Below are 15,386 nucleotides of genomic sequence, written 5' to 3' on the forward strand. Positions count from 1 at the left end.
GGGTTTTGGATATAGAAATGCCGGCACCATCAGCTGCCGGCATTTCTTGAAGCAATCGTATTAATACTCTACGCTGACCACTATCCCTTCCGGAACGCCTGGATAACGAACAAGCACCGTGCCAGACTCCCCGTCATACTCAAATGTTGCCGCCTGCTCTCCCGCCGTGACGCGGCTAGGCTCGCTTGGTACGCGAAGCCGCGTACTGACGGTAACATGCTCCGGCGATTCCGAGACGAAGGATAACTTGTTCGCATCTGCCAGCTCATCGCGGATGCGCGACGAGCTGGCGAGAATGCCTGATTCCCCTTGCTCCTGAGCGGAGTAGTTTAAGTCATACAGCAAGCTATCCTCACCGGCTTTCAATTCCACCGAGCGCCTCACCGGCAGGTCGGCTTCGAACAAGTCAATGAACATGCCCTCAATAACGACCGCTCTGTCCGCTTCCGTCTCATCGAGCACATGGGTGATGACATAAGGGCCGCGCCTAATATGCAGCGTGCTGCTTTCCTTGTAATCAACCGTTTCCCCGCGGATTTCGAGCGATCGCTTAACCGCATTCCTAACGCGGACGACACCTTCGTCCGTTCGTGACAGCACGGCTGGATTTTCCTTGAAAAACAGAACAGACCCGCTGCCTACCGCATGCTCGCCTTCTTCCGGGCTACGGCCAAGGCCAAGCGATTCGAACAAATGCTCTTCTGGCCGGCTGTAGGAGCGGCGGCTATTCTCGCGGTTCCACCATTCCGAAACGGAGTGGAACGGATCCGAGCCGTCTCCAACATAGATCAATATGCCGCCCTCTCTTACCCATTGACCGATTGATTGATGAATGCCCGGATGCTCCGGCTTCATAAATTCGTAGCTGAGCAGCAGCACCCGGTACCCATCCAAATAACCCGGGAAGGTCAAAATATTGTCAAGCTGCACCGGCCGAAGCGGAATGCCTGCTTTAACGAGCGGCAGCGCTAGTCCGTAGAAGGCCGACCAGTCAAGAAGCTCCTTCTGCTTGTCATCCAGCTCTTCCGCGGAGGAAGTGCCGTCATATTTGACCGCATCTCCTAGTTGTTCTTCGCCAAGCACAACGTCGCCGCGCTGATACATCGCGGAGTTGGATAAGCAAAGGCCTACGCCAGAGGTGTAATCGGAAGCTTTAGCCTCTTCTTCATGATTGTGCATATCGCGCAGCACGTTCATGACGGTCAGAAGCACAGTCGCATAATCGCCGGGAATCGTTTCCTTTCCTTGACCGTCCTCTGTCGGATAACTGCCCTCGAATACGCGGCGCGGCCATGGGCACACCTCATACTTCTTCACCTCAGGATGGAGCAGCGAGGCGACGACGGTTGAACGGTAGTTTTTCCGATAATCGCTCCAGCTGTATCTAGGGTTATCCTCAATCGGATCATGGAGAAACCACATTTCGCGGCCCGTACCTCTCGTAAGCTCCTGCATAATCCCATACTCCAAGTATGCAGTCTCAAAGGTCCGCTCTCTGCGCAGCCCCTTATAAACGTTCGGCGTACGAGCCGTTCCCGTCCAGATTTGGGCGATGAAGCCGTCGCAGCCAGGCATCGAGACGAGCAGTGCTTCAGGGCTAATAATTCGCCACTGCGTATAATTGATAAGGCTATGGGTTGGGACATAAAAGCGCACCGTCCTGCCGTAAGTGACTAGCGAATACTCCTTCATTTGACTGCAAAGCCGGTCAAGTGCGCGGTAATACATTGCAGCTTTCAGTTTCGAAGCCCGATACTGGGCGTCAGGCGAGGAGTGAGGAGGAATCCAATCCTCCCCGTAATAGTTCAGCCACTCCCGCTTGAAAGCCTCGGAATATCCGGAGGCCGCCCAAAACTCGGGCTCCTCCAAATGAATCGCTTCTACGCCGTAATCAATCGCAAGCTTGATATGGGAAGCCAAATATTCCGCGAATGCTATGGTCGGCACCATATAAGGGACATCCTTGCCATGCAGCAAATGGTTGCCGCTGCGGTCCGTCTGCGCCTCATCCCAGTGCTCCCGTCCGTCGAAGCGGCCGTACAAATAGTCCTGATATTCGCCCCATGATACGCCTGTCATCAGATGGATCGTATAGCCGGCCTTCTTCCAGCCCTCTATCCGCTGCGGCAGATCACTCGAAATGCCGTATACCATAACGAAATCGGTTCGCAAATCATACTTCGGTCCATATGGCCTCGACTCCTGAAAGCCGGTCCACTCGGCCCTCACTTGCGCTTTGCTCGTCAAAATAATGAGCCTCCTTAGTTAGGCATTCCTAGCAGCACGACTTCTTTGCCCTTCAAGTTTTCGTTCGTATACTGGATCGCATCTTGATAACCCGTCTTGTTCATCTGTCCGCGCAAATCATTAATGATTTTAAGCGCCGCTTCGTCCGATTTGGCAAAAATCGCTTGTTTCCAAACGTCGCCAATTTTGTCCATGGACGGCTTCAGCATTTCCCACTGCGACGACTTCATCATGACATCGCCCGGATTGTAAGCCGAAATAACGCTGATGCCGTTAGGACGGAGAATTTTGCGCGCATTGTCCATTGCGGCAATACGGTCCTGATCTGCCCAAATGTCTCCGCCGCCGACAGAATTAATGCGGTCTTGGCCGGAGAGGCTTTCCAAACCGATGCCGATTCCTTCATTTTTCTTCATCTTGCCAGTTGTATCAGCTGTAAATTTGTCAAACCATTCTTTCTTCGCTACCGGCTTGCCGTTTTCCATATCCCAGTGCACGCCCTGTACGCCGTATCTCACAAGGAGGAAACCTTCATCGGATGCGAGATAATCAAGCAAGCGGAGCGCTGCATCCACGTTTTTCGATTTTTTCGGAATAACGGTTACGTTATTGCCTTGGATGGATAGGTCGGCTGGACGGTCGGCTGCGGCACCGGCCCGCTCCAAAGGACCAACAGGGATATAATCGCTGCCTGGATGCGCTTTCACGTAGTCCTTGGAAGCATCGAGAATAGCTGGATAGTGAGCGGCCAGAACGGCGATGCGGCCCTGCTTGATTTTTTCGTTCGCTATCGGGTCTGTTTGCGTGAACGCTTCCGGGTCCAGCAAGCCTTCAGCTAGCATTTTGCGGTAATAAAGGGTGTAATCCTCATAAGCTTTCGAGAAGAAGGTGTGCTCAAGCGTGCCTTGGCCTTTATCGATATAGTCCGAGCCGTAGAACATCGAATTTCCGATACCGACAGCCCAGCCATTATGGAAGCCGCCAAGCGGGATAACAGGCATGCCGCTCTCCTTCAGGTCGGCGTCCTTGATTTTTTTCAAAAAGCTGTACAGATCGTCTTTGGTTTTGACCGATTGCGGATCTACGCCGACCTTCTCGGCAATATCCTTGCGGACGTAGAAGCCGTAAAGCCAATCCATTGCATCCTCAGGCGTAGCCGGATGGTTCTGGTAAAGCAAATATTGTTTGCCGCCATAGGCATCGAAGGCTTTCTCGTAAAGCGCAGGAGGAACATTCTCCTTCGCAACCGCTTTGGCGAGGTTCGGATACTTATCAAGCTTATCCGACAGATCGACCAGCTGGTCTTCCTTCGCCGCTTTGATTATGCCGTCTAACTCTCCGCCCCAAGCTGGACCTGTATAAATATCAGGCAAATCTTGCGTCGCAAAAATAGTGTTTACCTTCTCAACCTCGCTGCCTTTCGTATATTCCCATTCAATCGTAATTCCGGTTTTCTCTTTAATAACCGCTTCGATAGCTGTCGTATCTACATCGCCGCCGGCGGAGCCATTCCAGTTGTGAAGAACTTTGAGCGTCACTGCTTTCTGTTCCTTGCCGTTGTTCGCAGTGCCGGCATTCTCTGAAGGCGCATTCGTGCTCGCATTGCCGCCGTTGTTGCCGTTATTGCTGCTGCACCCAAACAGTGTCGTTACAGCCATCAAAGCTACCGCAAGCCATACCGTCGTGCTTTTCCCTTTTTTGTTCTTCATAAAAACCCTCCCATAAACTTTTTATGAAATATGATAAAGTCCCGATTGCGGACGATTACCCTTTGACCGAGCCGATCATTACGCCCTTAACGAAGTAACGCTGCAAGAACGGGTAGATGCAGAGAATCGGAAATACCGTTATGACAAGCAGTGCCATTCGAAGCGATTCCGGCGTCGCGCCAGCCATATTGACATTGACGGTCTGACCGCCCTGCTGCGCGGCTCTCTGCATGGAGGAGGAAAGCGCTTCCGCTTCCGTCAGCATTTCTTGCAGAAGCGTCTGAACCGGAATCAATTCCTTATCGGACACGTAATAAGCGCCCGTGAACCAATCGTTCCAGTGGGAAACCCCGATGAACAAGGCGATGGTGGCAAGTACAGGTCCCGACAGCGGCAAAATAATTTTCAAGAAAATTTGAAAGTCGCCGTATCCGTCTATGCGTGCCGATTCCTCCAGCTCCTCCGGAATGCCCTGCAGGAATGTTCGGAGAATGACGATGTGCATGAAGTTGAACAGCATCGGAATGACGTATACCCAGAAGGTATTTATGAGATGCAGCTTTTGCAGGGTGATGAAGTAAGGAATAAAGCCAGCGCTGAAGATCGTCGGCAAGAAGATATAGTAAGTAAAAAAGGTTCTGCCTGGCAGCGTTTTTTTGGACAATGCATACGCCATCAGCGTACAAAGACCCACATGCAAAAACGTGCCGAGCACGGTGCGGAGCAGCGTGATCTTATAGGCCTGCCAGATGCGCGCGTTTTCGAATACCTCCGCGTAGTTGTGCAATGTGAATTTGCGGGGAAAGAAATAAAGCGCGCCCATCATAGAGTCTTTTCCGTCGTTGAGCGAATAGACCAAAATATAAATGAACGGATAAATCATCGATAAGCCGAACAAGGTCAAAAAGATATAATTCAAACAGTTAAAAATTGAAAATTGGCGCTTCACCATATCAAACCACTCCTTAGAACAGGGATACGTCGCTCACTTTACGGGCAATCCGGTTGACTGTGACAATGAGAATGAGGGCAATGACGCTTTGGAATAATCCGACTGCGGCGGCGTAACTGAGCCTGCCTTCACCGATACCTGCGCTGATGACGTGCACGTCGAGAACGCTGCCTAATGCCGCGGTAGCCGGGCCGTTCAACAGCAAGAGCTGCTCGTAGCCGGCGCTCATCAAGCTGCCAACCGAGAGAATGAACAAAATGACGGCGATATTTCGGATGCCTGGAAGTGTAACATGCCACATTTGGCGAAAGCGTCCCGCTCCGTCAATCTTGGCTGCTTCGTACAGCTGCTGGTCGATGCCTGCGATTGCAGCCATATAAATAATCGAGTTCCACCCGATGTTTTTCCAAATGTCCGAGCCTACAATAATTTGATAGAACCACGATGTGTTGTTAAGGAATTGGATCGGCTCCATGCCGAAGGAGCCCAGCAGATCGTTGAGCGGCCCGCCGTAAGGGGTCAAAAGACGCTGCATCAGCGTGACAACGACGATCCAAGAAACGAAATAAGGCAGATACGAAAGCGTTTGCACTGTTTTCTTGAATTTAACGTTGCGAACCTCGTTAAGCAGGATTGACAATATAATAGGCATCGTAAATCCGATGAGAAGCTTCATAAGGCTGATTACAATCGTATTGCGGATCAATTCGAATGACTGATAGTAGCTGAAAAATTGCTGAAAGTACTTCCACCCTGCCCAGGGGCTTCCAGTGAAGCCCCCAGAGAACATGAAATCACGAAACGCAACTTGTACGCCAAAGAGAGGAACGTAGGAGAAAAGGAAAAACCATATGATGCCGGGCAGCATGAACAAATAAAATAGCTTGTGTCGCCAAACTCGCTTCCAGAGGATATTTTCAGTCATTAATTCTGCCTCCTTGCCAATCGAATCGTTGTTATTTCGAACGGAGTAAAGGATAGCTGGAACGCTCCGTCCTCCGCTTGGAGTCTAGCGCTTGGAGTTTCCATCATATCGGCAAGCCATGCTTCCGATAGATTCATATCGATAGAGATTGTTGTCTTCAGATGGGTACCGGCCGTTTCGTACAAACGGACAATCAGGTCATCGCTGTCTTCAGCCTGCTTCACCGTTTCTACCATAACGTTCGGATGTTCCACGCTTATAAAAGATTTAGCTTCCGGCAGCTTCGATGCCGCGTCGCCCGCGTTCACGCGCACCGACCGCAAAGGCACGTTCAGCTCGTAGCCGCGCTTGTAAACCTGCGCCTGCACATGGTCCCCTTTATGCGGATACAGCGAGTAGGTGAACTCGTGCTCTGCTAGGTCCGCCTCGGGATCTGGGTACGATGTGCTGCGCAAAAGATTCAAATCCAGCACGTTTTGGTACGCGCGATGTCCGTATTTGCTGTCATTGAGCAGCGCAACGCCGTAATCCGGCTCCGAGAGATCCATCCACTGATGCGCGCATATTTCATCCTTCGCATAATCCCACATCGTATTGCGATGCGTAGGCCGCTTCAAATAGCCGAACTGGATTTCACAGCTTGCGCTGTCCGAGCGGATCGCGACCGGGAACGAAGTGCGCAGCATTTTCGCAGATTCCTGCCAATCCACCTTCGTGGAAAAATCGATGCGGCGGCTGCCGTGAGTCAGAATGACCTTCTGAGTCAAAGTAGACTTGCCGAACCGGTATACGAGCTGCAGCCCTACCGTTGGTCCGTCCTGGAAAGCGCCCGATTCGGCAGGCTTAAGCGCCACGCCTCTCGTTTGCCGGTAATCCTGTTTAATATCCCAAGCATCGCCCTCGTCATGATACAGGCTCAGTTCATTAGCCTTCTGTCCCTGCGGAATTACTTCCCTGCCGTGCTCCTTATCGATAATAGAGACGATCGTAAAGTCCTCAGCGAACGTAATCGCGAGCAAATCGTTTTCCAAAACCCGGCCGGTTGCCGAAACGCGCATATCAGGGAAAGCAGGATGGACTCCTTCGATCTCGGGCGCTGCAACGGCTTCCGCTTCTGCCGCTGCCGTCTCTGCCATCGCCAAACCTTCCGCATCGGCATTCACCGCGGCGTACCCCATCGCAGGAACGGTTACGCGCATCCATTTGCCAGCTTGCTTAACCCATTCTTCCCGCTCCCATGACAAGGAGTTGAAGAATACGTCGGAGTCCTTGCCCGCCGGAAGCGTCTCGGCAGCCTCGCCATAAGCTTCCCCAATCATTTGCTCGACCCGGCTAAGCAGCGCCGCGTAGCGCTCCAGCGACTCGTCGTATACGCGCTTGATCGAAGAGCCCGGCAAAATATCATGGAACTGGTAGAGCAGCACTTCCTTCCAGATGAGCTCCAGCTCCTCCGAAGGATATTGCTTGCCCTTCGCCAATCCGGCAACAATAGCCGCAAATTCAAGCTCGCGCAGCGCTTTCTCCAGCTTCCGGTTATAGCGTTTGTTCCGCGCTTGGCTCGTCAGCGTACCTTGATGCTTCTCCAAGTAAAGCTCGCCGGACCAGGTTTGATAACGCTCCGAGCCCTCAGCCAGCCTCTCGAAAAATTGCGAGGACGGCTCTTGGACAACCGGGCTTAATCCCTGCAGGTTTTTCTCCCGCATCAGCCGTTCAAGATGCTCCTCGCCCGGGCCGCCCCCGCCGTCGCCGATTCCGAACAGCATCAAGCAATTTTCCGATATGTTTTTGTCCAAATATTCTTTCTCCGCCTTGATGATCGAGCGCGGCGCTGCCGGACTGTTATAAGTATCCTCTGGCGGCATATGGGTAAGCACGCGCGAGCCGTCGATCCCTTCCCAGTGGAAGGTGTGATGAGGATGGCGGTTATATACGCTCCACGACAGCTTCTGCGTCATCATGTAGTCAACGCCCGATTTTTTCAAAATCTGCGGCAGGCTGGCCGTGTAACCGAACACATCCGGCATCCATAGCGACTTCATCTCTTGGCCAAACTCTTGTTGGAAATACCTTTTTCCATATAAAATTTGCCGAATTAACGATTCACCGTTTGGCACATTCGTATCCGACTCGACCCACATCGCGCCTTGCGGCTCCCATCGGCCCTCTTGGACGCGCTCCTTGATGCGCGCATAGAGCTTCGGATAGTGCGTCTTCATCCAGTCGTATAGCTGCGGCTGACTAGCGCCGAATACATAATCGGGATAAAGATCCATCATCTGCAAAACGGTAGAGAAGGTACGCGCTCCTTTGCGAATCGTTTCCCGAATCGGCCACAGCCAAGCCAGGTCCATATGCGCATGGCCGACTGCGCTAATCGTTAGCGACGGATCGCCGCCTCGCTTTGCCAGCTGCTCTTGCAGCATTTGCGATACCTCGGCTACTCGTTCCTCGGTAAATGTAATAAGCAGATTGGAGGCATCATACAACACGTTCAAAATACGTTCTTTGCGCGCCGATCCTTCAGGCAGCTGCTCCGCCGTCTCCAGCAATACCTCGGCGTCATAGTACAGCTTACGAATGTCCTCGCGGCAGCTTGCGATCTGAGCTTCCTTCAACGTTCCGCTGCGGAAGCGACCAAACAGGTCGTTGCAGCCCGCATCTCCCCATAAATCGATCGTTTCGTCTCCGGATGAGCTTTCGCTAATATGGACAACACGTTTGCCGGGAAGCCCTAGCGCATAATCGAACTCCGAATTGATATTCGTAAGTCCCTGCTTTGGCGTGCCCTCTTCATCTACGAGACAAAGCTCCCCGTTCACATCGATAAGGAGCACGAGCTTTAAGCCCTTCGCTTCCTCTCCAACCTTCCCGCTAAAATGAAACCATGCGCAATCCCAAAGGTTCCCCCAGCGATCGCCTGCGGCAAGCTCGATTCTCCGGCCTGACTCTCTCTCTTCATAAGTAACCGGCTCTTGCGTTACCCAAGCTGTTGTTTTCAGCTCCGAGAGCGGTTTGTATATGTGGTCCTTCAAACGTTCCAATACCGATCTCAAATGCTCCGTCTTCACCTTTTCATAAGGCATCTGCAGGTCTCCTTTTTCATCCGGTTATCTATTTCATTTCATGTTTCCTTCTTGAGATCCAAGTTTGTTGTTGATGCACTATCTAACGATCAGTTAATACATAATATAATATATACATTGAATATATTCAATATATAAATAAAAAAATCTTTTCCTAGTTTAGGAAAAGATTTTTTTATCACTGCTATGCTTTAGACTATTGGACCGGAATACGGCCAGTCGTCTGCTTGATTACCAGCTCGGGCTGGATTAAGGTTTTCGTGTATTTGCTGCTGCGGCCCTGCCCGCCTTCTATGATTCCGAGCAGCGTTTGCGCGGCTTGATAACCCATATCATGTTCAAATTGCTTAATATGCGTAAAAATGCCCAGCTCTTCAACGATTGACGTTGGATCGTCGAAGCTTATGATCGACAGATCATCCGGCACTTGCAGTCCGGCTTTCTGCGCCATTTGGTAAATTTGCACGCCAAGTCTGCCATTAAGCGTAATATATGCCGTTGCCATACGGTTGCGAATGTAGCGAAACAGCGGGTGTTTCTCCGCATCATGCATGTTCCCCACCTGAAAGCCGGTAATCATATGGGCCGGATTGATAAGCGCGCCCTTGTTTTTCAAAGCGTCCATATATCCGTCGATCCGCTCCTGCACCGTTACCGTTTGCAGAGGGGAATCCGAGCAGATCGCGATTTCCCTGTGCCCAAGCTCCCACAAATAATCGACGGCAAGGCTCGTGCCGAGCCTTCCATCCGCAGCGATATAATTGGTCTCCACGCCCGGCAAGAACCGATCGATCAGCACAAACGGATAGCCGCTGAACTTCATGCTTATAATTTCCTCGTTATAATTTTCTTCGTCTACCGGAAAGACCAGCAAGCCGTCTGCTCCCATATCCTTGAGCGTTTTAAACGCCTCTTTCTCTTTATCGACGTCACCCTCGGATAACAGTATCACGCTGCGGTAGCCCTTCTCACGAAGCGCTCTTTGTATGCCCTCGATCAGGCGCATGGCGAAATAATCATATACGGACGGCATGACGAGTCCAATGATGCGCGTCCTGTTCTCGGTTACCGTCCTCTCCGTACTCATTACCAGGGGCGCTGGCGCTATTGATGCCGTTTCTTCCGCAGCCTCCGCCTCAGCAAGCTCGTCATCGCTGACGAAGCTGCCTTTGCCGGGCACCCGCGTAATGACTCTATCGTTTGCTAAGCCGACCATCGCATTGACAACTGTAATCTTACTAACATTAAAGAGCTTCATCAGCTCTTTCTCCGTCGGTATGCGGTCCCCCGCCTTCAAGCCTTCCGTTGCAATTAACTCGCGAATATAATCCTGAACCTTCTGATAAAGCGGCGTTCGGACTGTTGAATTCATCTGCTATCACCAAGCTTCATATTGATATTTGTATATATAATATATGGTTAATCCTTAATGCGCAATACTAATACATTTGTCGAAAAAGGTTTATTTTCTTTTGCCGAACATAGCTAGAATGCCGATTTGACGCATGATTTGTTAGTCTTTAATAAACGGGTCAGCTAACCACATACTTATATATGTATAATATATATAGATCATAAAAGAAGCAATTATTCTTATTCACAAAAAAATACCAAAGCTGGCCTTTTAACGCGGCTCCCTCTCAACACGACAGCTTACTAATGACACCTCCGAATGATGATGGTTTCGTTATTGGGTTTATTAGCAGCCGCCCGGCTCCTGTAAATCAAAACGAGCCTAAGAAGCGATTCAAAGGCTCGTTTTATCCAATTGCTGCTCCATCCTATACTTTTTTCCGGACGCTCAGCTGCCAGGAAACTCCGAACTTATCCTGCACCCAGCCAAACCTTTCGCTCATCGGCGGCAGCGGAGCCAGCGGCATAAGCACGACGCCGCCTTCGGTTAACCGTTCAAAAACGCGGTTGATTTCTTCCGTATCCTCGCATTCTACGAACAAGGATATCGCCGGCGTAAAAGGATGCTCATCCTTATTGCTGTTATCTATCGCCATAAAGGTCTGGCCTTTCAGCGTAAATGCGGCGTGCATGACCGTTCCGTCCTGTTGATGAAAAACATGCTTAATTTCGGATTGCTCGAACAAGGAGGTGTAGAAACGAATCGCTTCCTCCGCTTTGCCGTTAAACATAAAGAACGTTGTAATTTTCTGATCGGACATTCTCTTCAGCTCCTACACGATATGAATATAAACCAGTTTTCCCCATTTGGCTCCATCAAGACTTCACGCCGGCAGTCGATTCCCGGTAAAGCAGCTCGCCCGCCACAAGCAGCTTCTCCATCGGCTCCTGCTTGCTCGCGATTCTGCCGATCAGCCGCTCAACCGCACGTTTGCCGAGCGCTTCCTTCGGCACATGCACCGTCGTCAGCGCAGGCGCCATCCGGTAGGAATCGTCGATGTTATCGAAGCCCGTGACCGATACCTCCCCCGGCACCGAAATGCCAAGCTCCTGCAAGGCATGCACCGCACCGATCGCAATCATATCATTGGCGCAAAGCAGCGCGGTAGGCAAAGCCTTCGCCTTCAGCCGCTTAACAGCCCACTGCTTGATCGGCTCTTGAAAATGCTCATGCTCATAGCCCTCGACGGGCAGCAGGCAGTCATCGTTTATGCCAAAGCGAGGCGCATTGCCCGCCTGCTCCTCAAGCGCGCTGCGGAAGCCTAAGAAACGATCCTTAAAGCTGCGCGAATAGTTGACGTCGCCGACGAAGCACAGCTGCGAATGCCCCTTGCCGATTAGATGCTTCGTTAGGCGGTACATCGATTCATAATTGTTCGTAAACACCGTATCGCTTGGAATCAGCATATCCTCATGGTCGACCAGCACCATAGGCAAGCCGATCCGGTGCACCTCCAGCAGCAGCGGAGTCGAAATTTCGCCAACGCCAATGAGCCCGAGTATGCCGTTCGGATTCAGAAAATGGAGGAAATGGTCGACGCTCTGCTCCGACACGATAACCATGCCAAAACCATCCTCTTCCAGCCGCGACGCGATGCCATCCAGAATCCGCCCCCAATAAAGCGACTCCTTCGTTTGAAATCGAATATTCGGCATAAGCACAAGCACGGACTGTTTGCCCGCTGCTGGCACCTTCGGAAGCTGCTCCAGCTTCATCGTCTTCACGTAAGCATTCTTTTGCGAAAAATATCCCAGCTGTGATGCCGCTTGTATGACCCGCTCCTGTGTCGACTCGCTGACGCCGCCCTTGCCGGAGAGCGCCTTCGAGACGACAAACTTGGATACGCCCAAATAGTCGGCAATTTGCTGCATCGTGACTTTCTTTGACATTGGAGTACTCCACCTTAGCTTTCGGTAATAGTTCTTGCTTTCTTCCATCGTTCATTATATTGATTGAAGACTTCCTGCAAATCAGGCGCAGCGATCCATTCTTGAATGTAATCGCCTGACCAGAAAGCGATTTGCGCCGTATTCGCTATTTCGAGCAATTGATCGTTCGGAACGCGGCGCTCCAGAAACTCGCTGTTGAACGATAAAAACTGCTTGAACTGCGGCAGTGACGGCTGCTTATTCTCAAGGACGGGCAAAAATCCCGAATCATCGACATAACCGGATTCGTTTACGAAAAATTCCACCCAATCCTCAGCCAGCTGCTTGTTGGCGCTGAATTTGCTTACGCCGACAAACCAGTCCGGGCTGAGCGGCGCATAACGCTTCTCGCTGTTATCGTATGGAAACGGGAAAAATCCGATATTTTCTGATTTTGCCCCTGCCGTAATGACCTGGTTGATCACCCAATTCCCCATTAAATACATAGCGGCTCTGCCACCCGCAAGCTCCGTTTTGGACGTCTCCCATTGATTGGAGAGAAGCTGCTTCTCCACATAACCCCGATCAATTAACGTTTTCACAATGGCAATGGCTTGTCCCCATGCGTTGCCAATCGTCCAAGGCTCATCCGTATTCACCATACTATTTAAATAATCGGCATCTCCGGTCATGTAGCTGACCAAATCCTCGCCCCAGGTCATAAGCGGCCACTGCGCGCCATAGTTCAAGTAAACCGGCACGATGCCTGCTTTTTTCAGCTGCTCGCATGCGGCGTAGAACTGTTCCAGCGTCGTCGGAATGTCCTTTATTCCCGCCCTTTTGAAGGCTTCCTTGTTATAAACGATGCCTGTCGTGGAAGCGCCTGTGGCAATGCCAAAGCGCAACCCGGCGTGCGCTTTGAAATCCGCAAAATGAATATGCTCAAACAAGCTGTCGCTAAGCGGCTCAAAATAATCGGGCAAATCCTCATTTTTGATATTGTTTGGCAGCAGCAGCACGTCGCCCAAATTGCGGGTCGACAGACGCACCATAATATCGCTGGCGTAGTTCGTTAAGCCTTCGAACTTCACTGTCACGCCCGGATGAAGCTCAGCGAACCGATCGGCATATTTTTGAAATACGCCATTTTCGATGAGATCGACGCGGTTAGTCAGTACATTAAGTGTGACTTCGCTGTCGACCTGCTCCCCTTTGCTTGTGGGCTCCGTCTCTGCAACATGGTTGCCCGGAGACTTCTGGCAGCCCGTGAAGCCTATGCCGCACAACAGAACGACAAGCACGAGCATACATGTGTATTTGTTCATTCTGCGTCTCTCCCTAATTCTAATGGAAGCTGTAAAATGACCTCAGTGCCAACATCCCGAACGCTAGCTACCTTTAGCCCATACGCATTTCCGTAGTGGAGCTTAATGCGTTCATTTACGTTTTTCAAGCCGATTCCGCCCGATTTGCGCTTTACGATTTCCTCCGCGCCTGCAAGCGAACGGTTCAATCGATCCAGCGTCTCCTCATCCATGCCCAGCCCGTCGTCTTTGATACGGAGCCATAATCCTTGTGCCGTCCGCTCGCTGCTCATTTCAATTCGCATCAGCAGCTTATTGTCATCCATGCCATGATAGATCGCATTTTCGACAATCGGCTGCAGCACGAGCTTAATGATCGGGTAGCTCCATAGGTCATCTGAGATGCTCGTCTCCAGCTGGAAGCGATTCGGATAACGGTAATTTAGCATTTCCACATAATTGCGCATATGCAGAACCTCGTCTTCAAGCGTCACTTCCTCATGCAAATCGCTTATGCTGTAGCGCAGCAGCTTTCCGAGTATCGCTATCATATCCGCCGCGATCTGATCATCGTTCAGCTCCGCCGCCATTCGAATCGACTCCAGCGTGTTATACATAAAATGCGGGTTGATTTGGCTTTGCAGCGCATGCAGCTCGGCTTCCTTCTTCTTCGTCTCCATCAAATAAATATCTTGAATGAGGTGGTCAATGCGGACGATCATCCGGTTGAACTGATTGCCAAGCTGCCCTACCTCGTCCCGATATTTCACTTGAAACTGAACGTTGAAGTCGCCCTCCTGCACATTTTTCATCAATCGCATCATTTTGCGGAGCGGATTCGTCAGTGCAAACGAGAAGACCATCGAAATAAAGAGCGCCACGATAATCGTAACAATCGTCGCAATCCAGGTCACATTGCGAATAACGACGGCATCCTTCGTTAGCTCGCTGACCGGAATGGAGGTCATAACCTTCCAATTCGTATTGGGCGAGGTCGTATAAATATAGAGCCGGTTCAAGCCATCACGCTCAAAATAAAAGCTACCTTTTGTCCCCGTTGCCAAACCGACTGTAGGGTCATTCAAAATATTGGTCGCCATACGCTGCTTGTCGCTGTCGTAAACGACATTTCCAAGCTCATCAATAATGACCGATTTGCCGTTTGTTACCTTATCAAGCTCGCTCATTTGGTCCTCGATCACGCTAATATTCGCATCTACCGCAATCATGCCAAGCGGCTTCAGCGATTTATCGATTACTTTGCGCACGACCGTAAACGCGTATTTGACGCTTTGCAAGTTGCTCGTATATTTCTGCGTGCCAAACAGCATCGCCTCGCCGCCAGAGGTGTCAACGCGTTCCCGCCATTTCTCATAGCTTTCCTTCACGTTAAGACGAATACCGCCGCCACCGGTCGAGTAATAGCCGTTGCCGTACTGATCGAATATATAGACCGAATTGGCTCCCCGCTTGATCGTATTGATGAACGATATATTGCCCTCAATGCCCCGCTGGATAGAGAGCAGCAGATCAAAGTCGTCAGGCAACTGATTGTTGTCCCCTGCCGCCGTTTGCCGCTGCTCATAATAGCTGTTCGAGAGAATCAAATTTTGTTTAATATCGTTCTGATACGCGGGAATCGAGGAAATGCGAACCATGTCCTCGATATAATCGTCTACGCGGATCATCATATTTTCCAGCATTTTGGTTGAATAAACGATCGTTTTCTCCTCAATCGAACGGGAGTAATTGCTATAGGAGATGTAGCCAATGAACGACAACGGCAGCGTGATCAGCAGCAAAAATACGATAAACAGCTTTCTTTCCATCCGCATGCCGCCAAGAGCCGACCATATGCGCCACAATCCTTTTTTTAAACTCATC

The 15,386-nt window shown here is 50.9% G+C and carries 10 protein-coding genes; all 10 read right to left on the bottom strand.

Annotated elements, in window-relative coordinates; genetic code table 11:
• Positions 1-60: 60 nt before the first annotated feature.
• Positions 61-2,247, bottom strand: coding sequence for a hypothetical protein (locus tag ADU23_RS02470; RefSeq protein ID WP_053372294.1), 2,187 nt, complete (start codon positions 2,245-2,247; stop codon positions 61-63).
• 14 nt (positions 2,248-2,261) lie between these two features.
• Positions 2,262-3,956, bottom strand: coding sequence for an extracellular solute-binding protein (locus ADU23_RS02475; protein ID WP_053372295.1), 1,695 nt, complete (start codon positions 3,954-3,956; stop codon positions 2,262-2,264).
• A gap of 55 nt (positions 3,957-4,011) precedes the next feature.
• Complete coding sequence (locus ADU23_RS02480; RefSeq protein WP_442950599.1) at positions 4,012-4,908, bottom strand: carbohydrate ABC transporter permease; 897 nt, start codon at positions 4,906-4,908, stop codon at positions 4,012-4,014.
• Between the two features lie 13 nt (positions 4,909-4,921).
• The gene (locus ADU23_RS02485) at positions 4,922-5,833 is read right to left on the bottom strand and encodes an ABC transporter permease (protein ID WP_053372296.1); all 912 of its coding nucleotides are present in this window, start codon (positions 5,831-5,833) and stop codon (positions 4,922-4,924) included.
• Complete coding sequence (locus ADU23_RS02490; RefSeq protein ID WP_053372297.1) at positions 5,833-8,916, bottom strand: alpha-mannosidase; 3,084 nt, start codon at positions 8,914-8,916, stop codon at positions 5,833-5,835. Before ADU23_RS02490 ends, ADU23_RS02485 begins: the two co-directional genes overlap by 1 nt.
• Positions 8,917-9,112: 196 nt before the next feature.
• Positions 9,113-10,288, bottom strand: coding sequence for a GntR family transcriptional regulator (locus ADU23_RS02495; protein ID WP_053372298.1), 1,176 nt, complete (start codon positions 10,286-10,288; stop codon positions 9,113-9,115).
• Positions 10,289-10,697: 409 nt separating this feature from the next.
• Positions 10,698-11,090 carry a VOC family protein gene (locus ADU23_RS02500; protein WP_053372299.1) on the bottom strand — a complete coding sequence of 131 codons (393 nt, stop codon included), beginning with the start codon at positions 11,088-11,090 and terminating at the stop codon, positions 10,698-10,700.
• Between the two features lie 55 nt (positions 11,091-11,145).
• Positions 11,146-12,219 (bottom strand): LacI family DNA-binding transcriptional regulator, encoded by a 1,074-nt coding sequence (locus tag ADU23_RS02505; RefSeq protein WP_053372300.1) that lies wholly within the window; start codon positions 12,217-12,219, stop codon positions 11,146-11,148.
• 14 nt (positions 12,220-12,233) lie between these two features.
• On the bottom strand, positions 12,234-13,523 hold the full coding sequence (locus ADU23_RS02510) for an ABC transporter substrate-binding protein (RefSeq protein ID WP_053372301.1): 1,290 nt from the start codon (positions 13,521-13,523) through the stop codon (positions 12,234-12,236).
• A complete protein-coding gene (locus ADU23_RS02515) occupies positions 13,520-15,385 on the bottom strand; it encodes a cache domain-containing sensor histidine kinase (RefSeq protein WP_053372302.1) in 1,866 nt (621 codons plus the stop codon). Before ADU23_RS02515 ends, ADU23_RS02510 begins: the two co-directional genes overlap by 4 nt.
• Between the last annotated feature and the right edge of the window lies 1 nt (position 15,386).

This window comes from Paenibacillus sp. FJAT-27812, from assembly GCF_001273905.1.
GTDB lineage: Bacteria > Bacillota > Bacilli > Paenibacillales > Paenibacillaceae > Pristimantibacillus.